This is a genomic window from Paenibacillus anseongensis, from assembly GCF_009757995.1.
Taxonomy (GTDB): Bacteria; Bacillota; Bacilli; order Paenibacillales; family NBRC-103111; genus Paenibacillus_E; species Paenibacillus_E chondroitinus.
In genome coordinates this window covers 477,793-502,267 of sequence record NZ_WSEM01000020.1, presented here as the reverse complement: position 1 = coordinate 502,267, position 24,475 = coordinate 477,793, and the positions used below count along the sequence as shown (strand labels likewise).

Sequence of the window (24,475 nt, the reverse complement as noted above, 5' to 3'; positions counted from 1 at the left end):
AATGTTAGGAAAACTTACAATTTCGATGACAGTATTACGTAATTCATTTAACGATTTCGTTTTATGATGATAGGTAACAGGATGATTTGAGTATACATCATTGTGGGGTCATTCATTCATTACTTGGAGGGATTTCAATCATGCGTTTTACTGTAAGATCGAAAATGATGATGGTATTTGCAATTATTTTTCTCATGGTCGCAGGGTTAAGTTTAACCGATATGACGCGGATGGGCGTGCTCAAAGACAACAGTGCGGAGATGGCTACGAATTGGATGGTAGGGGTGCAAGTCATTGATGAGATTCATTTTAACTCAGAGCACATTTTAACACTCTACTATCAGAAAAAGTTAGAACCGGATCCCAAAAAACATGAGCCTCTCGATGCAGGCATTGCTCAAGCGATGACAGGAATCGACAAATTGTTAGAAAACTATAAGGGAAGTCTCTCCGGGGACGAAGATACCACCAAGTTCAATGAGCTTAACAAAAGCTGGGAAGATTTCAAAGCAGCCTTCTTGGTAAACAAACAACTATCCGCTGATCCGACGAAAACGAAGGAGGCTGCAGAAAGCCTTCAGGCGCTGGCAACCACATTTGGCAAAGCGCAAAAAACGATGGCGGAAATGGTAACTTTTAACCAGGATGGTGGAAAGCTGGCGGATCAAGAAAATAAAAATCTGTATCAAAAAAGTGTCATGATCTCACTAATTGTACTAGGTGCATTGATCGTCTTCATGCTGGCTGCTTGTTACGCACTTGTTAGTAATATCTCCACACCTGTTCGCAAAACGTCACAGGCTTTAAACCGCATTGCGAACGGCGATCTTACCGTGGAGCCCATTATCGTGAAAAATAAAGATGAAATCGGCGACTTGGCCGGCTCCGTGAATCAAATGGTCGACCACTTGCGCGATTCGGTGCATCATATGCTGCAAGCTGCAGGTAGTGTGGCAGCATCCTCCCAACAGCTTTTTGCCAGTTCGGAGCAAAATACGTCCGCTTCCCAGCACGTGGCGGCAGCTGTGCAGGAGTTCGCAACCGGTGCGGATATCCAAGCGCAAAGCTCGATGGAGTGCGGCAGAGCGATGGAGGAAATGTCGGTTGGCATTCAGCGGATCGCAGAGACGACCTCGGATGTATCAGAGCTATCCATTTCCGCTACGCAAATGGCAGAGGAAGGCACACACGCTATGGAGCGGGTTGTTTATAAAATGCAAGCGGTCAGCCATTCGGTTGACTCGGCGAATCAAGTCATTCAAGAGCTGGAGAGACACTCCCAGAGCATTGGGCAAATCTCGACGCTGATTGGAAATATCGCTTCCCAAACGAATTTGCTCGCTTTGAATGCGGCGATTGAGGCTGCGCGTGCCGGAGAGAGCGGCAAAGGATTTGCGGTTGTTGCGGGAGAGGTTCGCAAGCTGGCCTCCCAGACAGATGAATCCGTGCGTGACATCTCTGAACTCATCTCCAACATTCAAAGGGATTCCGTTCGCGCTGCGGGAGTTATGAACACTGGACTTCTGGAAGTACAGGAAGGCTTGAAAGAAGTAGGCAGCGCTGAGATGGCCTTCGGTCAGATCGTAGCAGCTTCGCAGGAAGTAGCGAGCAAAATTCAGGAAACTGCTGCAGCTGCACAACAGATGGCTGCTTCTACGGAGCAGATTGCCGCAACAGTGGCCAATGTCGGTTCTGTCGCACAGCAAACATCAGGGACAGCGCAGTCTGTAGCTGCTGCTACGGAAGAGCAGCTGGCTTCTACTGAGGAGATCACCTCTTCGGCGAGAAACCTGTCGACGATTGCCCAGGATCTGCATCAAGTGGTGACGGCTTTCCGTGTTTAGACCTGGATTCATAAGCTAGTTTAATAGAACTTCTCTGAGGCTGTCTCAGGGAAGTTTTTTTCTACTCAAACAAATATTTTTCGTTGTAAAGATGGCTGTGCAGCAAAGTTGAAGAGCTACGTTGTATTACATACAACGTAATGGTAGGGTCAGACCGCGATCGCGGTCTTTCGTTGCGCAAAATACAACTATTTGTTGCGAAAGGTGAATTGTAAGCGGTTTAAATGCAACAATCGTTGTACAAAGTGCACTATAGAGGCGAAGTGAGGCCCTTTTACGGCTAAATGGTTGCGCAAAATACAACATAGCTGTTACTGTCGCTGCTATCGCTGCTACGGTTCCTCCCTGAGGGGAACTACAGGGCCCTATTTCATCGAAATAGTTCTCTTCTTCACCTGGAGGGGAACTGACGTCCTCTATTTGTCCGTTTTCTTGAAGAAATCGGGATTAGGCGGTCAAATAGGGCCCTGCAGTTCCACTTGAACGCGGAAACGGGCTTAATTTGTTAGAATAGCGCCCTGCAGTTCCTCTAGGTGGCCAGCCAGCTTAGATCTCCTATGAGGATGCCCCCTCCGCCAAATGTCTCAGTAACGCTGGATTTTAGCGGCGTTGGGTGTTCTCCATCGCCAAAATACGTTGTATTAAAACAAAACAATTCCATCAACTAGGAGGTGCACTTCTGTGAGTCTAGTTAACAGTTCAAAATCACAATTCTCTTTTATCAAGAAAGAAAATCAAGATGACTTGGCCATTACGATTAACAACTCTTCGAAAGAAGCGCGTACTCTCTCTTTGGCTGTAAGAGATGCCGACACAGGAAACAGGCTGCCCGCGACAATAAATGGAGAGTATCTAGCAGATGAGGTACAAATTCCCCCGGAAACTCTGCGAGTTTTGCTCATTGATGTTTCTCACGCAGGTCGTCAGGTAGTTGTTGAGTTCACACGCAACTCTTCAGGTAGTTGTTGAGTTCACACGTAACTCTTCAGGAGGCGGAATGTCGATTAGACAAAAAAACAGTTCAATGAACGGCAAGGTCGTGGATTTTATTGAATTGCTTTTAAAATGATAAACCATATATTCAGACTTTTTCATTCGCTCGTGCGTCTTGTTATCGTGAAGGTTAGAACAAACACAGATAACTAGACAATAACGAATGAGGAGTGACGTGAAATGAGAAAAAATCCTTTTAACATGTTGAAAATGAGTGTGCTCGGATGTGCGGTGCTGGTTGGCGTAAGCGGTGCTGTACTGACCGCAGGCTCAGCTTCAGCAGAAACAGTGACGGCTGTTCCTATCAGCGCGAAGGTGACACCGATTGCCATACAAGCCGCAGCGGTTCAAATGAAAGAGGTAGTGCTCACCTCCAAGACGGAAAATTTGAAGACGAATGTCAAAGTTCCTCAGCTTTCCGGGATGCTGGATGCGAAATATGAGGAGCAGTTGAACGATATTCTTTTGTCCCATGCGAATGAAGATTTGGCGAACTGGGAGAAAGAGGCGGATGAAGCTGCAGCTGATGCCAAAACCAAAGGGTTTACGTATCGTCCTTATGAACTCACCATTATTTATGAGTTGAAGTCGGATGGCACGGGTTCCCCGGCGGGGCTCGTCTCCCTGCAAATTACGACGTACGGAGCCACTGGGGGAACCGGCATGCCGCGCGTTGACACCTACAATGTGTTAAACCGTGAAGAAGCCCAGCGCGTTACCTTGCAGGATGTGCTTGGTGACAGTTACAAGGAAACCGTAGATGCTGGAGTTAGAGCAGCCATGGATGAGCATCCGGAGAACTATTTTAAGGACGATTTCAAGGGCATTGGAGAATCACAGGGCTTTTATGTGGAAAAGGGCGAAGCGGTCGTCGTATTCCCGAAATATGCGATTGCACCGGGCGTGATGGGTTCTCCGGAATTCCGGTTTCCACTGGCTGCGGATTTGACCATTCCTGTTAAAACGGAGCCGGTTTCCAAAGTTGCTATGGATTTGGCTGCTGGTGACCAAATAACGAGTGCAGAAGGCGTAAGCTTGGTGCCATTCCGTAAGGTAGCAGAAGGTCTTGGTTATGAAGTAACTTGGAACCAAGCCACGTATGCGGCTGAGCTTCACAAGGGAGCGCAATGGACGAGTGTGACCGTGGGCAAAGACAGCTATTTTTATGCGAAAATGGCACCTGTTTCCTTGGGCGCAGCCCCTGTCATTCAGAATGATATCTTGTATGTGCCGCTCAAGTTCGTGTCAGACATCCTGAAAGCTGAAGTGAAAACAGGAGATTCCGGCGTTTTACACATTGAACAGTAATTCACTCATAAGCTCATAACCACGAAGCCTCTAGTCCGCCCAAATAAATGGGTGAGCTGGAGGCTTTTCTATATCACATTTTTGAAAGCGTTTGCGTATACTATATTATCTCGTAAAAGATCATCTTTTACGTTGCCAAAACTTGTAGGAGGTGGAAGATGACCATGTATTTGAAAAATGGATTGTCGGCGTGCATGGGACTCTGGTTTTTGGTCAGCCCCTGGGTGTTTGGATTTGAGACTCAAACGAATGCGTTCTTTGTCTGTGTGCTGCTTGGAAGCGTACAATTCGTGGGATCGCTGCTCGCTCTAGGCAAGTCAGGAAAGCGGGTCTGGCAGAACTGGCTGTGCCTGTTGATTGGTGCCATTTTTATTCTCTTTCCCAATGTGTTCTATGTAGAGTTGATGGCCTATTTCTTGTTTGTCGTGCTTGGTTTCTTGACCATTCTCATCAATTACGCGAATTTGTATGCCGACGAGCAATGATCGATTATACTGATGTTAAGTACCAACTTCCCATAGGAGGAAACACATAGATATGCTCCGTTCATTAGAACTGATACACAACTATCGAACAGGGGACACCGCAGCAGCTTCTGAGCATAAATGGCTATCCTACATGGTTTCGGCGGAAGAGCGCATCGTGAACTTCGAGCGGATTCAGTCGATCCAGGAGCTGGCTCAGGCGAACCCTGTTCTTGATTATGTCCAGCGGACCTTGCTCAGGTTGGACGAGCTTGCTTTGTCTTTTTGGAAGAAGGAAGTGTTGGAAGAAGTATTGATCTGGTCTGAGGTCTCTAAAGGAGGTACTCTGAGGGATCGCTTCACGTGGCAGAATCAAGGCATTCATCTCTATGTACATAATCAAGGCTCCGCCCAACTGTACAAGCTTCATGCTGGGAATTCAAGTGATAAATCGGCTGTGATACATACGTTAATTTATACGCACGGGCTCATTGGACAGACGATTCGAGGGGAAGTCCCTCTGCGGGAACACGCTCCGTTAACCCAATTAGTGGAAGATCGCTTGCTATCGGCAGATGAGTTAAGGGATTTGCTTCTGGCGCTGAACGAGTGCATCATTGCGGCGGTTTCGGAAGAGCTTTGGCTTTCGGTCAGCAGTCAAGTAAGGTCGTTGATTGAGAAGATTTTATTAGGAGCATTGAAACCAGAGATTTCTTTGAAAGACAGGTTGGCTAAATTACGCGGCAACTCTATCCGAAAAGGTGAAAATTTCGAGCGGGACTATCAACGGATTTTGGATGAAGCGCCTGATCTGCTAAATGGTTTAGGGGCTTTTTTGGAAGCGACAACCTTATGGTATGTAGAAGCGGCTTTTCAGGATTTTACATTAAGGCAGATGGTTCGTGTATTTCTGATTATCCAAGAGTCCTGCCGTGAAGGGGATTCGGTCCGCCATATCAGCTTTGAGCCCTTCATGAATATTTTGTATTACGATTACAAAGGCAGTAAGAAAGTCAACGTCTACAAGAAACGGATGATCGAAAAATATGTGGATGAGATGACCTGGGAAGAAATAGCCGAAGGAAAACTGGCGTGGAGCAACGGCCACTTGAAGCACCTCATTGAGCGGAAATCTCAACTTGCGGATACCGTGTTTTTTACATGCCAATTTTCCCCTGCTGCAGAGAAGCTGATTGAATTCTGCGTAGAGGCCGAGAAGTCCCCGTTATATGAAAAGGCTGTGCTGTTGCTATTCGATCTGTTTGAATTGCGGAGAGATGCCTACGACCGTTTTCACAATGAAGAAGATTATTTGACCACAATGAATCAGACGGCAGATTATAAAAAGTTGATGCTGGACTACGTTGTTGGGAAGCGTGTTGTCGATATCGGTCCGGGCGGTGGCGTTATGCTCGATCTGATTGAACAGTATTTACCGGACAAGCATCCCATTGGGATTGATATTTCCTCAAACGTGATCGAGGCGCTGGAGCGCAAGAAGCAGCTGGAAGGTCATCAATGGACTGTTCTGAAAGGGGATGCGCTTGATCTGAAGCAGTATGTGGAACAAGGAACCATTGATACGGTCATCTTTTCTTCCATCCTCCACGAGCTCTACTCCTATATCCCTTATGAAGGGCGAAAATTCAACCATGCGACCATTGCTGCGGCACTGCGCAGCGCTTATGATGTTCTCTCGCCTGGCGGGAGAATCGTGATTCGCGATGGGATTATGACGGAGCCTGTCGAGCAAAAGCGAACAATTCACTTTTTGCAGAACGGGGATATGGCGTATCTCGAACGGTATGCAAAGGATTTTGCCGGACGAGAGATTAAGTATGAGGTTGTTGAGGCGGATAAAGTGGTTATGCCAGTCAATGATGCGATGGAGTTTCTCTATACTTATACTTGGGGCGAGGAAGCGTATGTGCATGAAGTGCAGGAACAATTCGGTTACTTTACACCGAGTGAATACACAGCTTTTATTCATCGTACTCTGGGACCTGGGGCCAAAATTATTGAGAACAGGCATTTCCTGCAGGAAGGATACACGGAAGCGCTGAAGGGCAAAGTAAGACTGCTGGATGAAAGTGGAACCGCGGTTGCGCTGCCGGACAGCACCTGTTTAATAGTCATCGAAAAATAGGCTGTTGCGATTTGTCATTCTGGAAAAAAACTATTGCGTGCGTCATTTTAATATGTCATAATGAAAATATCAAAACGACAATATGATTAATCGCATCCAAGCAGGTGATCGCCTTGAACGCAGAAAATGAAAGCAATTATCAAGCCAGCAAATATCGTACACCAGACGGTGCGCCTGCCGACATTGTGATCTTCACTATCACTTCCGAAGGCAAGGATTCCACGAAGAAGTCGCTCCCGCATAGAGAGCTGCAAGTGCTGCTCATTCAAAGAAAGCAGTGGCCTTTCGAAGGACAATGGGCGCTGCCAGGCGGATTCTCGTCCGAGAACGAAACGATCCAGGAGAGCGCGCGGCGCGAGCTGACGGAGGAAACGGGAGTTTCCGATGTCCACCTTGCCTACTTCAACGTGTACAGCACGCCGAAACGCGATCCTCGGGGGTGGATCATCTCCCACGCATTCTTCGCGTTAGTGCATGAGCGCTTTCTGGAAAAGCGCCAAGCCGCAGATGATGCCGCAGATGTCCGGCTGTTTCCTGTGGAGGAAGCGCTCGCGATGGATCTTGCGTTTGACCACGAAATCATCGTTCGTGATGCGCTTGCCCAAATTCAGACGAAGATGCTCACGACAACGATTGCGAAAGAGTTCTTGTCCGAGGAATTCACCATCAGCGAATTGTATCAAGTGATTCAGACGGTCGTCCCGACCTTCAACGAGCGGAATTTTATCCGTAAAATTACATCTACACAGAGCCGCAAAGGTATTATTGAAGAGGTTCTGGACCACAACGGACAAGGGAAAATGTCAAATCGGTATTCCCAACGTGCGGCTCAGCTCTACCGTTTCACTGATTATGTGCCTCAGCTGTCCATTTACAGCTAGGCCTCTCTTTTACCCTTTGATATTGTCTTATTAATACTATCAAATATACTGAATCAAGGAGTTGGTTAAGATGAAAGCATTGATTGTTATTGATTATACGGTCGATTTTGTTGATGGGAAGCTTCCTTGCGGGGAACCAGGCATTGCCATAGAAACACGGATCTCCGAGATCACGGAGGCATTCGTAGAACAGCAGGATTTCGTCGTTATGGCAGTGGATCTGCATGATGAACAGGACCCGTATCATCCGGAGACGAAGCTGTTCCCGCCGCACAATATCAGAGGCACAGCGGGCCGCGATTTGTACGGCCGCTTGAAAACCGTGTATGAGCAGCATAAAAACGATATTTATTGGATGGATAAAACGAGATACAGCGCCTTCTGCGGTACGGATTTGGAGCTGAAGCTCAGAGCCAGAGGCATTCAGGAGCTTCATCTCATTGGCGTCTGCACAGATATTTGCGTGCTGCACACAGCGGTGGATGCTTACAATAAAGGGTTTGATATCGTGGTCCATGAGGATGCGGTTGCCAGCTTTAACGGCCAAGGCCATGAATGGGCTTTGCAGCATTTTGAGAGCACACTTGGGGCTAAAGTTGTTCGCGGTTGGTAGTATGAAACAGCGGCATTAACTGGAATGCTAGGATTATCCAATATCATGAAGGAGATGTCCCCAATGCCACATACGACACAAGCTGAAATTCAAACCATATTGCATGTAGAAAGCGAAATTAACCCGGAGAACGAAATTCAACGCCGTATCCAATTCCTTAAAGAATATCTTCGCTATACAGGAGCCAAAGGTTACGTACTGGGCATGTCCGGAGGCCAAGACTCCACATTAGCAGGCAAGCTGGCTCAAATGGCGATCGATGAAATGAATGCGGAAAGCGGCAAGGATGCTTATCAGTTTATGGCGGTTAGACTGCCGTATGGCATTCAAAAAGATGAAGAAGACGCGCAAGCAGCCATTCAGTTCATTGCGGCAAGCCGAGTTGTCACGGTCAATATTCAACCGGCCGTTGATGCATCTGTGAAGCAATTTGCGGAAGCGACAGGAGAAACGCTGAGTGATTTTCATAAAGGGAACGTCAAGGCTCGCGAGCGTATGAAGGTGCAGTATGATTTAGCTGCGCATTATGGGCTTTTGGTGCTAGGGACGGATCACGCTGCTGAGGCTATTACGGGCTTTTATACGAAACATGGGGATGGCGCCTGCGATGTAGCTCCCATCTATGGGCTAGATAAACGGCAAGGCAAGGAACTGCTCAAGCGGCTGGGATGCCCGGAGCATTTGTATTTGAAGAAGCCTACGGCTGACTTGGAGGATTTGAAGCCCGGTCTTCCCGATGAAGATGCCCTTGGCGTTAGCTATGTGCAATTGGATCACTACTTGGAGGGCCGCCCTGTTCCTGCTGAAATTGTTCAGAAAATTGAGGAGCGTTATGCGATTACGGAACATAAACGTAGAGGACCGGTAACCTGCTACGACACTTGGTGGAAAGGATGATTTTATATGAACTACGAAATGAATTATGAAAATTTGACGCTTCACACAGATAAATATCAAATCAATATGATGTACGCGCATTGGTTGAAAGGCACTTATCAAGAGAAAGCCGTTTTCGAGGTGTATTTCCGCAAGCTGCCGTTTGACGGCGGATACGCTGTTTTTGCCGGCTTGGAGCGGCTCGTTCACTATATCAAGCACCTGCGTTTCGGGGATGACGAAATTGCTTATCTGCGCGAACAGGAAGAGCATTACCGCGAAGACTTTCTTGAAGCGCTGCGCGCGTTCAAGTTCAGCGGCGATCTGCAATGCGTACCGGAAGGTACGCTCGTTTTCCCGAACGTGCCGCTTGTGCGCGTAGTCGCCAGCATCTTTGAGGCGCAGTTTGTCGAGACGGCGATTCTCAACTTCGTGAACTACCAGACGCTCATCGCGACGAAAGCTTCGCGGATCAAACAGGTCGTTCCGAACGAGGTGCTGCTCGAGTTCGGGACCCGGCGCGCCCAAGAGGCTGACGCCGCGATCTGGGGCGCAAGAGCCGCTTACATCGCGGGCTTCCACGCGACGTCGAACTTGCGGGCCGGGATGCTGTTCGGCATCCCGACCAAGGGCACCCACGCGCACGCATGGGTGCAGGCCTTCGACACGGAAGAGGAAGCTTTCCGTGTGTATGCTGAGGCGCTGCCGGAGCAAGTGACGCTGCTCGTGGATACGTACGACACGCTGCGCAGCGGCGTGCCGAACGCCATTAAGATCGCGCGCATGCTGCAGCAGCAAGGCAAGCGAATGAACGCCATTCGCCTCGACAGCGGCGATTTGGCGTATTTATCCCAGCAAGCGAGGCTTATGCTGGATGAGGCGGGTTTTCCCGAGGTGGCGATCGTCGCCTCGAACGATCTCGATGAGAATATCATCGAGGGGCTGAAAGCCCAAGGGGCCAAAATCGATGTCTGGGGCGTAGGCACCCAGCTCATTACCGCTGCCGATCAGCCCGCGCTCGGCGGGGTTTACAAGCTTGTTGCCCTGGAGAAAAACGGCTCGTTCGAGCCGGTTATCAAAATCTCGGGCAACCCCGAGAAAGTATCCAATCCCGGCTTCAAGGAAGCCTACCGGATTATCAACAAAAAAACCGGTAAAGCGGAAGCCGATTACCTGGCTATGGAGCACGAGGTCGATATTCAGCGCGGCGAGCGAGTGAAGTTGTTCGATCCCACGCATACGTATATATACAAGTATATCGAGGACTACGAAGCGGTTCCGCTGCTTAAACCGATTTTTACGGGAGGCGAGCTTGTCTACGAGCTGCCTACGTTGGATGAGATTCGGGCTTATCATAAGGAGCAAATCCGCACGTTTTGGCCGCAATATTTACGCAAACTCAACCCGGAAGGCTATCGTGTGAACTTAAGCACAGAGCTATGGGAGCTGAAAATGAATTTGATCCATGCGCATACCATTATGTGATTGGATACCCCGAGTGGTATGATAGGGATTGTGCGTACTCTTTCAAGAGCCGTCATATCCTATGAACTGATGGAGGGATTATCCAATGTCGACGCAAGCATTCACTCAAGGAGTTCAACTCAATAATGGCGTGCATATGCCATGGCTGGGGCTAGGTGTTTGGAAAAGCAAAGAAGGCCAGGAAGTCATTAGCGCTGTAAAAACGGCCCTTCAACTGGGCTACCGAAGTATTGATACGGCCGCAATCTATCAGAATGAAGAAGGTGTCGGTCAGGGGCTGCGTGAAAGCGGTGTGCCGCGCGACGAGATTTTCGTCACCACCAAAGTATGGAACTCGGATCAGGGCTATGAGTCCACCCTGAAGGCCTTTGAAGCAAGCCGCAAACGGCTTGGCCTCGAGACGATCGATCTGTATTTAGTTCACTGGGCTAAACCGGCGACGTATCGGGAAACTTGGAAAGCCCTTGTTCATTTACAAAAAGAAGGCCATGTGCGCGCGATTGGCGTTAGCAATTTTCAAATTCATCATTTGCACCATGTGATTGAGGATACAGGTGTTGTGCCTGCTGTGAACCAAGTCGAATACCATCCACAGCTGGCGCAAAAAGAACTTCTCGCCTTCACTCGCGAGAATAACATTCAGCTGGAAGCTTGGAGTCCGCTGATGCAGGGGAATCTCGATCATCCGGTGCTGACGCAGCTCGCGGCCAAGCATGAGAAATCGGCGGCACAAATTGTACTGCGTTGGGACATACAGAACGGTGTCGTCACGATTCCGAAATCGGTGACAGCGCATCGGATTCGCGAGAATGCGAATATCTTTGATTTTGAGCTGAGCGCTGAGGATATGGCTCTCGTGGATTCGTTGAACCAGAACAAACGAATTGGAGCGGATCCGGACAACGTTCCGTTCTAAAAATGTGGAATTCCCGCGGTTTGTTGGCGGGAGTTCTTTTTTTTGTCTTGATTACCCTTGTCCTGGTCATGGTCGTGGCGTGGATTTGGACAAAGGCGTGTATGTACGCAGTCTTAGGCTCCGATGGGAACTACAGGGCGTTACTTGCCCGCGAAACAGCACTTTTGCGGCTGGAGGGGAACTAGGGTCCTTTATTTGAGCAAATTTGCCGCGAGGCGCGGGTATTGGCCAGAAATAAGACCCTGTAGATCCGCTTCAGCAGCTACAAAGACTGATTTTGTGAGATTAGCGGATCATAGTTCCCATTCGTGTCTGTCTTGGTGTCCTTGTTATTCTCATTGGTCCTAATGGTAACTTCACCGTCGGGGTATCTACGCTTAACATAATCATCTCCCCAATCGCAAACTACTTTTAAAATATCTTTCAATGAAGAACCATAATCTGTAAGGGAGTATTCAACCTTCGGTGGTACTTGATTGTAAACTTTTCTAGAAACTAAACCATCTTGTTCCAGCTCTTTTAATTGCTCAATCAGCATCTTCTGTGTTACTCCTGTAACCAAACGTATTAGTTCGCCAGTTCTTACAGGGCCACTTCCTAAATGAAAAATAATATGTGACTTCCATTTCCCCCTAATTATGTCTAGCACAACTTCAATTTGATTATTGTATGTTTTTTTCATTTTGATCTCCTTGTGATCATGCAATTCTTACTTTTTCGTGTGTATATCACAGAAAAGTGCGTACTTTTCAATGTATATGCACTATACCATAATAAACCCTGTTAGCAATTTAGTTTAGCCATGTGGCAGTTAACTATATGTGACTAATCACAAAACTAAGTCGGAGGTAAGGGGAAAATGGAAAAATATGCTAATTTTTATGATGTCATTCATGATCGTCGATCTGTTCGGAATTATGATACTTCAGTTAAGGTTCCTGATGAAGAGATTAAAGAACTTATTGGAGAAGCTATCCTTGCTCCAAATGCACATAATCTAAATACCTGGAGATTTATGGTGTTCACTGATCCTATCCTTAAAGAAAGACTACACAAAATTGCTTTAGGACAACGTCAAGTACTTGAGGCACCTGCTGTTGTTGCTTTGTTAGGCGATATGAATGCTTATTCTGTAGAAAATTCAGATAGAATAAATCAAAAAGCTGTGGATGCAGGTTATATGACAGAAGAGGCTAAGGAAAAAATTAATAATAGTATGGACGATTTTTCAGGACATGTAAGTGAACAAGTAAAACGAGAATGGCTAATGATTGATAGCGGTCTGGCAGCTATGCAGTTTATGTTAGCTGCAAAAGCAAGAGGTTATGATACAGTACCTATGATTGGTTATAATGTTGAAGAGTTTCGTAAAGAGTTCAATATTCCAGAAAATCTCGTAAATGTTCTAATGATTGCTATTGGTAAAGCTAAGAAACCGGGATATACATCGGTGAGGTTAGGCGTAGATGAAGTGACATATTGGAATGGGAAGCTTTAATAATAACGAGCACGTTCAATAATACAGCGATAGTCTAGGATTTTATTTTCTGGTCCGTGGCTGTCGCTGTTTCAGTCTCCACGATCAAGTTTGACGACTTGTCCCTCCGACTCTACTTACTTCCGCAGCGTAATCATCTGATACACCTCGCGATGATCGCCGGGCAGCACGTAGTCCTCAACCTTGAGCTGCGAGGAACCGTCGCCGTCCAGAAAAAGCCCGTCCACGAGCTGACCGCTCCCCACTTGCTCCAATATGGCTGTGCGGAATTGTTCACCCGTGCATGGTGTAGGAGCTACGACCAGGTACACGTTATTGTTCCGGTCATACACGATACCTGAGCGCATGCGCTTCTCGTCAATGACCGGCATCTCTTCCGAAACCGCTTGTGCCGCCCAACCGTCTGGGTTCGTCAGTCCCATGCTCACACCGCCCTGCGCCCAGTACTGGTTGCGATCCATGACCTTCAGTTCATTGGCGTTTTCGACCACTTGAATCGTGAAAGTTTGCGCCTTTTCATCCCAGACCAACGTCCCTCGTTTGCGGTCGATATTAAACCAGCCGGAGCCGTAATCGCCGGGCTGCCCTTTAACCGGGAGGTCGTTAATGACGGCAATGCTTAGCAGATAACCCTGCCAGAAGAACCCGCCGTTGATCCCATTGTCGCTCAGATCCGTTATATTCGCAGTGATCGCTTTGAGTCCTATATTTTGCGGCGGAGTTTGGATCGTGTGGAGGGTAACGCCATTGCTTGCCTGATCGACGCGATACTCGGAAATGGGGAGGTTCGGCGGTCGGACATGACCATGAGTCCCCCAGACGATGGTCCATATGAAACTAGTTATCATAATTAGGAGATAGATAAGTAGGGAGGCTGCTTTATTTTTGGCGAGACGGATCGTGTACATAAAGGCAACTCCTATCATTTCATTCATTTCATTTCTATCAGTCTATGAAACTCAGAACTAAATTATGCTAAGTCGCACGAAAAAAGCCCATCCGTAAAGTGAATGAGTCACTCTAGCGAATAGGCTTTTCTTGTATGTACGTATCCTGATTAAAAAATTGGAATTCTCGCTTTATTTCCATCCTTTGCGTATAAAATGGCTTCGGAGCTGAATAAGTCTACATGCTCTAAAGTATGACCAAGATTCGTCGTTGTGAATTTGTTATAACGAAGAGCGTTGATCAGAGAGGGAATTAGTTTGTGGTCCGTGCCGATAAAGTTCACAGAAATTGGTCTCTTGTTAAATAAAATATTCATTCTCACTTTCAACTCATCTCCTGACATGAAAATTATTATCAATTAACTGAGTTTTAAGCGTAACATCCCTTGAATAGGATGTCCGTCGATTACCGTTGTCGGAATAGCACTATTTTTGTCGGTTGGAAAATAGCTCTTGATCGTTTGTTTTTGCTTATTAACAATGGTTCGTTTGAACATGATACACTTAATAAATGTCACAGCAAAATCAGAAGGAGGTTGAACATCATCGTGTCAAATCCGGATGAAAAGAATATTCACACCTATCAAGACTGGCTAACATGGGACGGAACATGGGAGTTAATTGATGGCAAAGCCTATAATATGTCGTTAGCTCCGACTTCTTTGCATCAATTCATTGTAGGAGAACTGCATTTCGCTTTGCGGACATTTTTTGAGAGTCGGAGTTGCTTTGTGTTCGTCGCTCCATTTGATGTGTTTTTTAGCGAAAGTGAAGCGTATGACTCGCCCGACCATGTTACACAGCCCGATCTGACCGTTGTTTGTTCAAAAGATCAAATTTCAAAAAAAGGCTGCAATGGTGCTCCAGCTCTTATCATTGAAGTGCTTTCCCCTTCTACGGCATTGAAAGACTTTAATGAGAAGTTCAATTTATATCAAAAGTACGGGGTACAGGAGTATTGGATTGTTGATCCTGGCAACCGAACAGCTCACGTCTATTATCTGCAGGATGGTAGTTACCAGGTACGGCGTCTGTATACGGAGCAGGAAGCAATCCAGTCCATTACATTTAAAGAATTACAGATACCTATGAACAGGCTATTCAGTATAGAATAGAACTTAAATTCAAAACCCTCCAAAGCCACAAGGTTCGGAGGGTTTTTCATTCTACACTATAGAAATACGGTTAAAAGTGAACATACTGCAGTTACAACACTGAATATGGTATAATTCAAACAAAAAGGAGGCGAAGCTCATGAATTTTAGTCTCAAGGCTCCAGACGGCACAGTTATTGATTCGTATCTGAAAGACCACAAAGAGTTTATCCAAATTGCAGGCATGGAATATGAGGTCTACTGTCCCGTGGATGAGTTTGATTCCGATCCGGAAGTTAGACAAATGATTGAGGCTTCCGAGAAAGACTTAAAGCAAGGGAAAGTTTATTCTACAGAAGAGATGGTTGAAGCTATAAAGCGTGGTGAAATATAGTTGATCGTACAATGGACCGAAACGGCGCGAAATCGATTCAGACAAATTAAGAGTGATCATTATAGCGAACAGGAGACCATTGACTATAAGATTGATTTGCTGCGTTTAGTGGAGCAGAAGGTTGTAAGTATGGGCACGATGATGCCTTCACGTGAATACAACAACACATATTACTGTATAGTAGACCGATATATAGTGTCCTATAAAGTGTTAGATAACGGTGAGCGATATGTGATCACTTCATTTAAGCATGGAGCCATGAAACGTAAATTTAAATATTAATTCTCATTCACTTCTATTTGAGTAGCTTTCAATCGTTAATGGGCTATTAGAAAAAAATGATTGAATTGGATGTGTGTGGGAAGCATCGGTATCAATGACCATCTTGTCTATCGTGAGTGTTTGTCCCTTGTAATTTATCGTAATCGAGGTCTGCAGCAATCCATCCACAAGATTAACTTTCATGCTGTACTACTCCTCGTAAGCCTCTAAGTGCACGGAGCTCAATCTTCAGCTCTTCATTCGAAGTGTGAGACACAACGATACCGTCCTTTGCACGGAGCAGTTCCAGAGTTGCATCCTTGGGATCCTGAATAGCTTTAATCAAAGCAACTTCGTCTACATATTTGGTATTGCCTTCGGTATGGGATGCAAGGATTTGTAGCCTAACGTATTGGTCAGGATAAATCTTACGAACTTCTTCCCATTGCATAGCTGGCACACCTCCACTAGGTTCTTATAAAGCTATTTTATCACAAAACAGGTAACAACCAAGCTCTCACAAAAATCCGTGATCGTTCTTAGAGAGCTTATTTGCGGCTGTTTAAATTCAAAAACCTCCAAAGCCACAAGTCTTGGAGGTTTATATTTTTCCGCCCTACACTACAGAAATCTGCGATGATGCTTCTTACCGTCAAAAGAGAACAAAACCGGCTTCTCTTCCACAACCGTATGCATATGAATGGACTTACCCCAGAGCTTGTAAATATAGGGAAGCGTCCGTTCCACGTATTTGAGATCCAGCTCGACGCCCTCATAGCAATGCTTCAAATACAGCTCGCCATTGCGCTGATAGTCGCCATCTTCCACGACAATATACGGGAACCCTCCGTTGACACGGGATGCGAATAGCTGATCCCGCGTATTCTCCCATGTTTTATCCGTGATTTTCCACTCAGGCCCTTTCTTCTCAAATACGTATAGATCCAGTTCCTCCACTAACGGTTTGTTCAAATAGTTCCGGATGAAGGAGGTATCGGATTCGTACTCGCGCACCTCGAACATTTTGTTCCGGCCTTCGCCTTTTTTACGGCCTTGCGTCCGTATTTCCTCTTCGGTCGGATTATCCCAGTGCTTTTCGATATCCTCGAAAATTTTTACGCCCAAATAATACGGGTTCAGCGTATGACGGGAGGGAACAACGACGGACGAATTGAGTTTGGAGTATTCAATCGTCTCTTCTTCGGTCAAATCAAGCTCGCGCAAAATGCGTTGATGCCAGTAAGAAGCCCAGCCTTCGTTCATGATTTTGGTCTCCAACTGCGGCCAGAAGTACAGCATTTCATCACGCAGCATGGTCAAAATGTCCCGCTGCCAATTCTCCATATAGGGCGCATTCTCTTCAATAAAGAGCAGGATATCCTTCTCAGGCTTGGGTGGGAAGCGCTTGACTTCTTCTTTATCCGTTGAAGGAGCGGGTTTACTTTTAGCATCCAAACTCCATAAGTCCTCATAACCGTAAGTCGCTTCCGACTTCGCAGCGGGGGTTGAGGCTTTATTGGTTTCTTGGCGATCGCGCGTCTGCCTGTAAGAAAGGGTGAGCACAGGATCAATATGCTCTTGAATGGCGAGTACCGCGTCAATGAATTGCTCGACTTCGTCAATACCGTACTCGATTTCATATTGTCGGATACGTTCGGCCGTGGCGGACATGCTTTCGACCATGTTGCGGTTCGTTTTGGAGAAGCGGACGTTATTTTTGAAAAAATCACAGTGCGCCAGCACGTGAGCGACAATGAGCTTGTTTTGAATGAGCGAGTTGCCATCCAGTAAGAAAGCATAGCAAGGGTCGGAGTTGATGACCAGCTCGTAAATTTTACTTAACCCCAGATCGTATTGCGTTTTCATACGGTGAAAGTTTTTCCCGAAGCTCCAATGGCTATAACGGGTTGGCATCCCATAGGCCCCAAATGTATAGATTATTTCGGCAGGACATATTTCGTACCTCATGGGATAGAAGTCGAGCCCAAACCCTTTGGCAATCTCCGTTATCTCATCAATGGCGTATTCAAGCTGCTGAATTTCGGATTTACTCACGGAACAGCCACTCCCTCCTGCTTGGTAAAAAAGGTTTTCAACGCTTTGTAAACTTCGCCTTTTTCGCGGATGACATAATGTAGAAATTTAGGATCATGAATGTGGCGAAAAGCGGACATCAGCGTAGAGCTGCGGTTATATTGGTTGACCTCTCCGTAACCAAACATGTTGCAGCGCTCCATTAATTGGGAGATGAGCTTCACACAGCGTTCGTTATCCGACGTTAAATTATCTCCATCAGAGAAATGGAACGGATAAATATTAAACTGAGAAGGCGGGTACCTTTTATCAATGATATCAATGGCGGTTTGGTATGCGGAGGAGCAGATCGTACCGCCGCTTTCTCCTTTGGTGAAAAATTCCTCTTCCGTAACCTCTTTGGCTTCCGTATGGTGAGCAATGAACACAATTTCCACGTTTTCGTATTTGGTACGCAGAAACCGCGTCATCCAGAAGAAGAAGCTGCGTGCAATATATTTCTCAAAGGACCCCATGGAGCCTGACGTATCCATCATGGCGATGATGAGGGCATTCGAGTGCGGCTTCTCGACCTCATCCCACGTTTTGAAACGAAGGTCATCGGGGCTTATATGGTGAATACCCGGCGAATTCGAGCGTGAATTCCGGCGTAAATTTTCAATGATGGTGCGCTTTTTATCGATGTTGGACATGATGCCTTTTTTGCGGATATCATTGAAAATCACTTCTGTGGTCGTCATGTTGCGCTTCTCTTTTTTCTGCAAATTCGGCAGCTCCAGCTCAGAGAACAGCATCGCTTGCAGCTCCTCCATGCTGACTTCGGCCTCATAATAATCTTCACCGGCCTGATCGCCCGCGCCTTCGCCTTTCCCAGGTCCTTGAGCAGGCTGAGGGTCGGTTCCAAGCACATCACCCACTTGCGAGTCGCCGTCTCCCTGTCCGACATGTTTCCCTTTGTTAAAGTTATACCGAAAACGGTACTCATCCAGACTCTTAATAGGTACCTTCACAACCTGCTTCCCGTTGGACATTACAATGCTTTCATCTGTAACCAAATCAGGGAGGTTCTGTTTAATGGCATCTTTGACCTTCTCTTGGTGTCGGGTTTGATCTTGGTACCCTTTACGGTGCAATGACCAATCCTCACGCGAAACGGTAAATAGGGGTTCTGTCATGTTGACACCTCCTTGGGGGTGATCTTCCTAGGCAAGTAGCTCCTTACCCTTATCGTATGGCATGCACAAAGCAATGATTTAGATGTGAAAAAAAGCTTGTTACTAAATATATTCAAGAGCGTGGGGGATATGTGATGATTCAAAAGATTACCTGAACACACTTTGTCAGGTTTAAATAGTCAATTTAACAATGATAATCATTATCATCTGTGTTATAATGTTTTTCATGAGTAAGATGAAGCTGATTTCATCTTGATTGGGGTACATATCGGAAGGGGATTATGTTCATGCGTTCAACTGCAGCATCAACAGATGCTCCACGTCCTAAGCTGCGAAGCCGACCGCTTGTAGCTTCATTTATTATTTTCGGAGGGTTGGCTGCTTTACTGCTCGGTCTTGCTGTGTCCGTATCGGTAGGAGCGGCTGATATTAAGCTGTCTACCGTTTGGGAAGCCGTATTTCGGTTCAACCCGGATTTAACCCAGCATCAAATCATTAAGGAGTTGAGACTGCCTAGGGCGTTGGCCGGAGCGCTGGTTGGCATTGGATTTGCTGTTTCTGGCGCAATTATGCAAGGAATGACACGGAATCCGCTTGCTGATCCGGGTTTGCTCGGGATTAATGCTGGAGCAGGCTTTGTGCTTGCGCTTTGTTTTGCTTTTTTCCCGGGGCTGCCCTTTCATTATTTGATTTTGTTCTCCTTCGCCGGAGCTGCTATCGGTGCTGGGCTTGTTTATGGCGTAAGCTCCATGGCAAAAGGAGGTTTATCCCCCGTACGGCTTGCTTTGGCCGGCGCTGCGGTGAGTGCCTTGCTTTTAGCGCTTAGCGAGGGGATTGCGATTTATTTTCACATTTCGCAGGACTTGGCGTTCTGGTATGCGGGCGGCGTAGCCGGAACGAAATGGCTGCAAATCAAAATCGTCTGGCCATGGATTCTCGGCGGCATCATCGGTGCGCTTGTAATATCCAGATCGATTACGGTGTTAAGTCTCGGCGATGAAATAGCCGCAGGACTAGGGCAGCGCACGGGCTGGGTGAAAGCGGCCGGCATGCTGCTGTCTCTTGTACTCGCAGGAACATCGGTATCGGCCGTTGGTTCTATTGGCTTCGTGGGGCTGGTTATCCCGCATATGGCAAGGGCATTAGTCGGCGTCGATTATCGCTGGATTATTCCCTGCTCGGGCATACTGGGCGCGCTGCTTATGGTGATCGCCGATATTGGCGCAAGGATGATTAATCCGCCATTTGAGACCCCAATCGGCGCTTTGATCGCGCTGATTGGCGTGCCGTTTTTCCTCTATTTGGCTCGTAAGGAAAGGAGAGAACTGTAATGGCCTCTCTGGTAGAAATTTCAACACGCAAGCGATCAGTCAAAGCCTATACCATGTTAACTATTTTGCTTGTGGCGATCGTGCTTGTTTTTATTATCAGTATGAATACAGGATTCATTCGCTTGTCTCCAATGGATGTGCTACGCACGTTGTTCGGCCAAGGAACGGATAAACAGGAACTGATTCTTTTCGAATTTCGCCTCCCTCGGATTATTATTTCGGTGCTGGTTGGTGCAGGACTTGCCTTATCGGGTGCTATTCTGCAGGGGCTCTCGCGCAATCCGCTGGCAGATCCAGGGATTCTGGGTATTAACGCCGGCGCGGGGCTTGCGGTTGTGCTGTTTATTTCGTTTTTCCCTGTGAAACAGGCGGCTCCCGTCTACATGATGCCGCTTCTTGCCATGCTTGGGGCTGGAGCTGCAGCAGCATTGATTTATGTTTTGGCCTATAAAAAAGGGTTCGGCATTTCACCGACGAGGCTCGTTCTGGTAGGTATTGCGGTCGCAGCTGGAATCAATGCAGCGATGCTAGTGCTTACGATCAAAATGGATCCTCAAAACTACCAGTTTGTTGCCATTTGGTTGGCAGGCAGTATCTGGGGAACGAATTGGAAGTTTGTGATGGCTCTGCTGCCATGGCTTATTATTTTTATCCCCTATGTCCTATATAAAGCGCAGACCTTGAACGTGCTGCATTTGGGAGATCAGTTGGCAAGTGGGCTAGGGACGTCTGTCGAAAAGGAACGGCTAGGCCTGCTTGCATCGGCTGTTGCTCTTGCAGGAGCTTGCGTTGCTGTTGGCGGCGGCATTGGTTTTGTAGGCTTAATTGGTCCTCATCTTGCCAAACAATTGGTTGGCCCCAAGCATCAGTATTTGCTTCCGGCTTCCATGTTAACGGGAGGTCTCCTGCTGATTGTGGCAGATACGCTGGCTCGCTGGATTTTACAGCCAAGTGAAATTCCAACCGGCATAATCGTAGCTGTCATCGGCGCTCCTTATTTTTTATTTTTGCTTGCGAAATCCAAAGCTTAAAAAAGCTTATTTTGAGAGGAGACATCCCCATGACTCGTTTGTATACACAGCAAGTAGACATTGCTTACGACGATCGTTTGATTGTCAGCAACTTGAATTTATCCATACCAGATGCCAAAATCACAGCACTTGTTGGCGCCAATGGCTCAGGCAAGTCCACGATTTTGAAATCACTTGCGCGTATTATGAAAATAAAAGGCGGCCAGGTGTACCTCGACGGGAAATCGATTCACCAACGGACGACGAAGGAAGTCGCACGGGAACTGGCGATTTTGCCGCAGAATCCGACTGCGCCTGAGGGCTTGACGGTGAGCGAATTAGTTTCCTACGGAAGATTCCCGCATCAGAAGGGCTTCGGCTCTATGACGAAGGAAGATAAGGAGACGATTAGCTGGGCGATCGAAGTTACCGGTATGATGCCATTTGCCGATCGGCCGGTAGATCAGCTGTCCGGCGGTCAGCGTCAGCGGGCGTGGATTGCCATGGCATTGGCGCAGCAGACCGACATCCTTTTCTTGGATGAGCCGACGACGTTCCTGGATATGGCGCATCAGCTTGAGGTACTGAAGCTGCTTCAAAAGCTGAATAAGGAAGAAGGAAGGACCATCATCATGGTCGTTCATGACCTGAACCATGCGACTCATTATGCGCATCACATGGTCGCGATTATGCAGGGCAAGGTCGTAAGCGAAGGGACGCCGGAGGAGGTAGTGACGCAGCCGGTGCTTCGCGAAGTTTTCGGCATTGAGGCGGATATCGTGAAGGATCCGCGCACGGGTGTGCCGCTTTGTATCCCTTATGATCTGGTAGGTACAGAGAAAAAGGAAAAATCGGAGCCAGAATTAGCTAGAGCCACGGTGGCGGTTGGCGAATCTCGTTAAATAGCAGAAGGAGGCCAGATCATGGATTCATCTTTACAACATGTTCTTGCGGAGCAGTTCGGGGTTACTACGGAGTCGCATCCACAGCCGTTATTTACAATAGCAGGCAGCCGCCTCTCTACAGTGGACGGGATGCGGGAGTTAATTAGCGCTTACTCGCCGCTTATGAAGGCGCTTGAGCCTGCGGCGGCTTGTGTATATTTTATAAGCAGGCTAGGTGTTTTGAACATGGCTGTGCATGGCATGATGTTGAAGGATGAGTTGATTGATTTGGCTCCGGAGCTTTGGACGCTGCAAATCTACATGCACAAACAAGGATATGCAGAGTTCCGCTATGTGCTTGATGATATTCGGCAGCTGGAAGGACCGCGAGAGGGAGTGCGCAGCGCATGGCGCAAAGAGCACTTAAGCCACTGGTATGGCACTCACATTCGACCCATTGTAGAAGCGGCTTCCTTGGCTGCCGATATGGATATCACTCATTTGTGGAAGTTGTTTCCGACACGGATGCGTTATATGTTCGACCGTTTGAAAGAGCAGGCCGGTTCGGAGCAGGAACAGCTGCGTATCGAGGATGAATGGACGTTTGTTTCGCGGGAGCTAAACGGCCAAGTTTTCGGACGTGCGGGAAATCCGCTGAACGTTAAGTTCATCTACCTGGATTACCCGAGCGCTCCCGGTGAACCGGATACTCAGGTGCGGATGAAGTCGGGCTGTTGTATGTTTTACTGCACGGAAGGCGGCTACTATTGCTACACATGTCCTCGGCTGAAACCGAGTGAACGCGAAGAGCGAAAGGTGCAGATTAGGGAGAAGCTGGCACAGGAAGCCGCGTCTAAGGCGGCTGCGACATAGCACAGTAGATTGGAGGTTATCTGATTTAGTCAGAAGAAATGACTGAATCAGATGGCCTTTTTTGTTTGTTCGCAGTTACCCACGCGGAAAATAAGGGAACCTGCGGCCGTTATTTTGGCAAAATCAGCCGTTTCCGCATGCTTGCGGAACTACAGGGCTTTATTTGTCTGCCAATCTCCGTTTTCCTTGCGAAACCGGAGAAATAGCGGACGCTAGTTCCCTTCAGCTCCGAAATAGAGGTCTGCAGAGGCGTTATTTGTAAGTAGTAGGCCCGACGGGACGACCTGATGAAGGTGCCACAGTTAATACACAAAACAAAAGACCACCCGCAAGATGATGTATCAACTTGAGGCGGCCTTAAGCTTACTTTTTCAACGCTTGATCTATGAATTTGCTCTCAAGGATCTGTGACGTGTCGAGCTTCTTATTAATAGCTCCGACGGATTGCAGGAAGTCAGCCTGTTCCTGATGCGCTTTGGCGAATTCCGGTGTGATCGAAGAGAGGATCGGGAATGTGTTTTTCAAAACATCGACAACGATGGCTTTGTCCAGCTTCTGGGATTTGGACAGTTCATCCGCGATTTCATCCTGATGGTCGACGTAATACTTGCGTGCTTCTTCGTAAGTTTTGAGGAAAAGCACGGTCAGATCCGGATGCTCCTGTGTAAATTTGGTGCGGGCAATCAAGAAGGAGGGTGCGTTGATATTGAGATTTTCGCCGGTGACCAAAATCGTTGCTCCCGTTTGGTACACGGCCGTAGTCGCATAAGGCTCCCAAATGGACCACGCGTCGATGGCGCCGCTGTCAAGAGCGGGTCTCGCTTCATCCGGTTGAAGCTGAATAACTTTGACGTCATCGCCCTTTAACCCGGCCTTATCGATGGCCATGTACAGGAAGTTATAGGCGCTGCTGCCTTTGGCTACGGCGACTTTTTTGCCTTTCAGATCTTTTAGTTCCTTGATGGGACTATTTTTCGGCACGATAATCATGTTGCCTTTTTTGCCGTCGCTTGTCACCGCGATGCCTTTGAAATCAACCCCGCCGACTTGCCCCGAAATGAGGGGAGTTCCGCCGGTGGCGCCAAAATCGAGTCTGCCTGCCGCAATCGCCTCGAAGTGCGGAGGACCGCTGGCGAATTCGTTCCATTTGACTTCAGCGCCGGCAGCCTGGAATGCTTTTTCGAAGTATCCCTTCTCACGAGCGAAGTTCAGGACGCCTGTTTTACCTTGGATGCCAATGTTTACAACGACCTTCTCTTTCGAAGCAGTCGAGGGAGTAGCTGCCGCACTGCTGCTTTGCGCAGCGGAGGTTCCGCCTGGAGCGGCAGTTCCGCCGTTTGTCGGAGCGCCCGCCGTTTTGGCGCCGCATGCGGACAAAAGTACTAACGTAACAATGGTCAGGAAGGATAAGCTTTTATTATAAAATGATTTCTGTTTCATACGGACAT

Annotated in this window: 26 protein-coding genes; 18 read left to right on the top strand and 8 right to left on the bottom strand. The window is 47.5% G+C overall.

Translation table 11 applies throughout. The features are described from left to right. Nucleotides 1–140: 140 nt before the first annotated feature. From GON05_RS26025 to GON05_RS25980, 10 genes are all read left to right on the top strand, one after another. Nucleotides 141–1,844, top strand: coding sequence for a methyl-accepting chemotaxis protein (locus GON05_RS26025; RefSeq protein WP_157323155.1), 1,704 nt, complete (start codon nucleotides 141–143; stop codon nucleotides 1,842–1,844). A gap of 681 nt (nucleotides 1,845–2,525) precedes the next feature. Next, a complete protein-coding gene (locus tag GON05_RS26020; protein ID WP_157323154.1) occupies nucleotides 2,526–2,813 on the top strand; it encodes a hypothetical protein in 288 nt (95 codons plus the stop codon). Between the two features lie 204 nt (nucleotides 2,814–3,017). Further along, the gene (locus GON05_RS26015) at nucleotides 3,018–4,145 is read left to right on the top strand and encodes a stalk domain-containing protein (protein WP_157323152.1); all 1,128 of its coding nucleotides are present in this window, start codon (nucleotides 3,018–3,020) and stop codon (nucleotides 4,143–4,145) included. A 158-nt stretch (nucleotides 4,146–4,303) separates the two neighbouring features. Beyond that, the gene (locus GON05_RS26010; protein WP_157323150.1) at nucleotides 4,304–4,630 is read left to right on the top strand and encodes an SPW repeat domain-containing protein; all 327 of its coding nucleotides are present in this window, start codon (nucleotides 4,304–4,306) and stop codon (nucleotides 4,628–4,630) included. 52 nt (nucleotides 4,631–4,682) lie between these two features. Then, nucleotides 4,683–6,755, top strand: a complete 2,073-nt coding sequence (locus GON05_RS26005; RefSeq protein WP_157323149.1) for a class I SAM-dependent methyltransferase — start codon at nucleotides 4,683–4,685, stop codon at nucleotides 6,753–6,755. A 113-nt stretch (nucleotides 6,756–6,868) separates the two neighbouring features. Beyond that, nucleotides 6,869–7,636, top strand: coding sequence for an NUDIX domain-containing protein (locus tag GON05_RS26000; protein ID WP_157323147.1), 768 nt, complete (start codon nucleotides 6,869–6,871; stop codon nucleotides 7,634–7,636). 70 nt (nucleotides 7,637–7,706) lie between these two features. Further along, nucleotides 7,707–8,249: a cysteine hydrolase family protein gene (locus tag GON05_RS25995; RefSeq protein WP_157323145.1), complete on the top strand. Its 543-nt coding sequence runs from the start codon at nucleotides 7,707–7,709 to the stop codon at nucleotides 8,247–8,249. Between the two features lie 63 nt (nucleotides 8,250–8,312). After that, complete coding sequence (gene nadE, locus GON05_RS25990; protein WP_246239431.1) at nucleotides 8,313–9,146, top strand: ammonia-dependent NAD(+) synthetase; 834 nt, start codon at nucleotides 8,313–8,315, stop codon at nucleotides 9,144–9,146. Between the two features lie 18 nt (nucleotides 9,147–9,164). Next, on the top strand, nucleotides 9,165–10,610 hold the full coding sequence (locus tag GON05_RS25985; RefSeq protein WP_127456769.1) for a nicotinate phosphoribosyltransferase: 1,446 nt from the start codon (nucleotides 9,165–9,167) through the stop codon (nucleotides 10,608–10,610). A gap of 85 nt (nucleotides 10,611–10,695) precedes the next feature. Next, nucleotides 10,696–11,526 (top strand): aldo/keto reductase, encoded by an 831-nt coding sequence (locus GON05_RS25980; protein WP_157323144.1) that lies wholly within the window; start codon nucleotides 10,696–10,698, stop codon nucleotides 11,524–11,526. A 262-nt stretch (nucleotides 11,527–11,788) separates the two neighbouring features. Here GON05_RS25980 and GON05_RS25975 read toward each other — a convergent pair whose 3' ends face one another. Then, the gene (locus GON05_RS25975) at nucleotides 11,789–12,208 is read right to left on the bottom strand and encodes a winged helix-turn-helix transcriptional regulator (protein ID WP_157323142.1); all 420 of its coding nucleotides are present in this window, start codon (nucleotides 12,206–12,208) and stop codon (nucleotides 11,789–11,791) included. A 177-nt stretch (nucleotides 12,209–12,385) separates the two neighbouring features. On the opposite strand from GON05_RS25975, the gene GON05_RS25970 reads away from it, so the two are divergent. Further along, a complete protein-coding gene (locus GON05_RS25970) occupies nucleotides 12,386–13,024 on the top strand; it encodes a nitroreductase family protein (protein ID WP_157323140.1) in 639 nt (212 codons plus the stop codon). A 116-nt stretch (nucleotides 13,025–13,140) separates the two neighbouring features. On the opposite strand, the gene GON05_RS25965 is transcribed toward GON05_RS25970, so the two are convergent. After that, the gene (locus tag GON05_RS25965; protein WP_185157249.1) at nucleotides 13,141–13,932 is read right to left on the bottom strand and encodes a hypothetical protein; all 792 of its coding nucleotides are present in this window, start codon (nucleotides 13,930–13,932) and stop codon (nucleotides 13,141–13,143) included. 149 nt (nucleotides 13,933–14,081) lie between these two features. Next, complete coding sequence (locus GON05_RS25960; RefSeq protein WP_157323138.1) at nucleotides 14,082–14,294, bottom strand: hypothetical protein; 213 nt, start codon at nucleotides 14,292–14,294, stop codon at nucleotides 14,082–14,084. 225 nt (nucleotides 14,295–14,519) lie between these two features. On the opposite strand from GON05_RS25960, the gene GON05_RS25955 reads away from it, so the two are divergent. From GON05_RS25955 to GON05_RS25945, 3 genes are all read left to right on the top strand, one after another. Then, complete coding sequence (locus GON05_RS25955) at nucleotides 14,520–15,086, top strand: Uma2 family endonuclease (RefSeq protein WP_309492861.1); 567 nt, start codon at nucleotides 14,520–14,522, stop codon at nucleotides 15,084–15,086. Between the two features lie 139 nt (nucleotides 15,087–15,225). Then, the gene (locus GON05_RS25950) at nucleotides 15,226–15,459 is read left to right on the top strand and encodes a hypothetical protein (protein ID WP_157323134.1); all 234 of its coding nucleotides are present in this window, start codon (nucleotides 15,226–15,228) and stop codon (nucleotides 15,457–15,459) included. After that, nucleotides 15,460–15,741: a type II toxin-antitoxin system RelE/ParE family toxin gene (locus GON05_RS25945; RefSeq protein WP_157323132.1), complete on the top strand. Its 282-nt coding sequence runs from the start codon at nucleotides 15,460–15,462 to the stop codon at nucleotides 15,739–15,741. A 3-nt stretch (nucleotides 15,742–15,744) separates the two neighbouring features. Here GON05_RS25945 and GON05_RS25940 read toward each other — a convergent pair whose 3' ends face one another. The 4 genes from GON05_RS25940 to yhbH form a co-directional block, all read right to left on the bottom strand. Further along, on the bottom strand, nucleotides 15,745–15,924 hold the full coding sequence (locus GON05_RS25940; protein ID WP_157323130.1) for a hypothetical protein: 180 nt from the start codon (nucleotides 15,922–15,924) through the stop codon (nucleotides 15,745–15,747). After that, on the bottom strand, nucleotides 15,914–16,171 hold the full coding sequence (locus GON05_RS25935; RefSeq protein WP_157323128.1) for a hypothetical protein: 258 nt from the start codon (nucleotides 16,169–16,171) through the stop codon (nucleotides 15,914–15,916). Before GON05_RS25935 ends, GON05_RS25940 begins: the two co-directional genes overlap by 11 nt. A gap of 170 nt (nucleotides 16,172–16,341) precedes the next feature. Then, nucleotides 16,342–17,775, bottom strand: a complete 1,434-nt coding sequence (locus tag GON05_RS25930; RefSeq protein WP_181646721.1) for a SpoVR family protein — start codon at nucleotides 17,773–17,775, stop codon at nucleotides 16,342–16,344. Next, nucleotides 17,772–18,929: a sporulation protein YhbH gene (yhbH, locus tag GON05_RS25925; protein ID WP_127456711.1), complete on the bottom strand. Its 1,158-nt coding sequence runs from the start codon at nucleotides 18,927–18,929 to the stop codon at nucleotides 17,772–17,774. Before yhbH ends, GON05_RS25930 begins: the two co-directional genes overlap by 4 nt. Before the next feature lie 287 nt (nucleotides 18,930–19,216). Between yhbH and GON05_RS25920 the strand changes: the two genes are divergently transcribed. From GON05_RS25920 to GON05_RS25905, 4 genes are read left to right on the top strand one after another with little or no spacing between them, the layout of a single operon-like run. Then, complete coding sequence (locus GON05_RS25920) at nucleotides 19,217–20,260, top strand: FecCD family ABC transporter permease (RefSeq protein WP_246239429.1); 1,044 nt, start codon at nucleotides 19,217–19,219, stop codon at nucleotides 20,258–20,260. Further along, nucleotides 20,260–21,291, top strand: coding sequence for a FecCD family ABC transporter permease (locus tag GON05_RS25915; RefSeq protein WP_157323123.1), 1,032 nt, complete (start codon nucleotides 20,260–20,262; stop codon nucleotides 21,289–21,291). Before GON05_RS25920 ends, GON05_RS25915 begins: the two co-directional genes overlap by 1 nt. 29 nt (nucleotides 21,292–21,320) lie before the next feature. After that, a complete protein-coding gene (locus GON05_RS25910; protein WP_157323121.1) occupies nucleotides 21,321–22,172 on the top strand; it encodes an ABC transporter ATP-binding protein in 852 nt (283 codons plus the stop codon). 21 nt (nucleotides 22,173–22,193) lie between these two features. Beyond that, the gene (locus tag GON05_RS25905) at nucleotides 22,194–23,027 is read left to right on the top strand and encodes a (2Fe-2S)-binding protein (protein ID WP_157323119.1); all 834 of its coding nucleotides are present in this window, start codon (nucleotides 22,194–22,196) and stop codon (nucleotides 23,025–23,027) included. 363 nt (nucleotides 23,028–23,390) lie between these two features. Here GON05_RS25905 and GON05_RS25900 read toward each other — a convergent pair whose 3' ends face one another. Further along, on the bottom strand, nucleotides 23,391–24,467 hold the full coding sequence (locus GON05_RS25900) for an aliphatic sulfonate ABC transporter substrate-binding protein (protein ID WP_157323117.1): 1,077 nt from the start codon (nucleotides 24,465–24,467) through the stop codon (nucleotides 23,391–23,393). Between the last annotated feature and the right edge of the window lie 8 nt (nucleotides 24,468–24,475).

Bases quoted from the DNA above. Each gene is read 5' to 3' on its own strand.
- GON05_RS25940 (WP_157323130.1), bottom strand. From the start codon at position 15,924: ATGAAAGTTAATCTTGTGGATGGATTGCTGCAGACCTCGATTACGATA.
- GON05_RS26005 (WP_157323149.1), top strand. From the start codon at position 4,683: ATGCTCCGTTCATTAGAACTGATACACAACTATCGAACAGGGGACACC.
- yhbH (WP_127456711.1), bottom strand. From the start codon at position 18,929: ATGACAGAACCCCTATTTACCGTTTCGCGTGAGGATTGGTCATTGCAC.
- GON05_RS25975 (WP_157323142.1), bottom strand. From the start codon at position 12,208: ATGAAAAAAACATACAATAATCAAATTGAAGTTGTGCTAGACATAATT.
- GON05_RS25965 (WP_185157249.1), bottom strand. From the start codon at position 13,932: ATGTACACGATCCGTCTCGCCAAAAATAAAGCAGCCTCCCTACTTATC.
- GON05_RS25985 (WP_127456769.1), top strand. From the start codon at position 9,165: ATGAATTATGAAAATTTGACGCTTCACACAGATAAATATCAAATCAAT.
- GON05_RS26010 (WP_157323150.1), top strand. From the start codon at position 4,304: ATGACCATGTATTTGAAAAATGGATTGTCGGCGTGCATGGGACTCTGG.
- GON05_RS25900 (WP_157323117.1), bottom strand. From the start codon at position 24,467: ATGAAACAGAAATCATTTTATAATAAAAGCTTATCCTTCCTGACCATT.
- GON05_RS25970 (WP_157323140.1), top strand. From the start codon at position 12,386: ATGGAAAAATATGCTAATTTTTATGATGTCATTCATGATCGTCGATCT.
- GON05_RS26015 (WP_157323152.1), top strand. From the start codon at position 3,018: ATGAGAAAAAATCCTTTTAACATGTTGAAAATGAGTGTGCTCGGATGT.
- nadE (WP_246239431.1), top strand. From the start codon at position 8,313: ATGCCACATACGACACAAGCTGAAATTCAAACCATATTGCATGTAGAA.
- GON05_RS25910 (WP_157323121.1), top strand. From the start codon at position 21,321: ATGACTCGTTTGTATACACAGCAAGTAGACATTGCTTACGACGATCGT.
- GON05_RS25915 (WP_157323123.1), top strand. From the start codon at position 20,260: ATGGCCTCTCTGGTAGAAATTTCAACACGCAAGCGATCAGTCAAAGCC.
- GON05_RS25935 (WP_157323128.1), bottom strand. From the start codon at position 16,171: ATGCAATGGGAAGAAGTTCGTAAGATTTATCCTGACCAATACGTTAGG.
- GON05_RS26025 (WP_157323155.1), top strand. From the start codon at position 141: ATGCGTTTTACTGTAAGATCGAAAATGATGATGGTATTTGCAATTATT.
- GON05_RS25920 (WP_246239429.1), top strand. From the start codon at position 19,217: ATGCGTTCAACTGCAGCATCAACAGATGCTCCACGTCCTAAGCTGCGA.
- GON05_RS25905 (WP_157323119.1), top strand. From the start codon at position 22,194: ATGGATTCATCTTTACAACATGTTCTTGCGGAGCAGTTCGGGGTTACT.
- GON05_RS25995 (WP_157323145.1), top strand. From the start codon at position 7,707: ATGAAAGCATTGATTGTTATTGATTATACGGTCGATTTTGTTGATGGG.
- GON05_RS25980 (WP_157323144.1), top strand. From the start codon at position 10,696: ATGTCGACGCAAGCATTCACTCAAGGAGTTCAACTCAATAATGGCGTG.
- GON05_RS25950 (WP_157323134.1), top strand. From the start codon at position 15,226: ATGAATTTTAGTCTCAAGGCTCCAGACGGCACAGTTATTGATTCGTAT.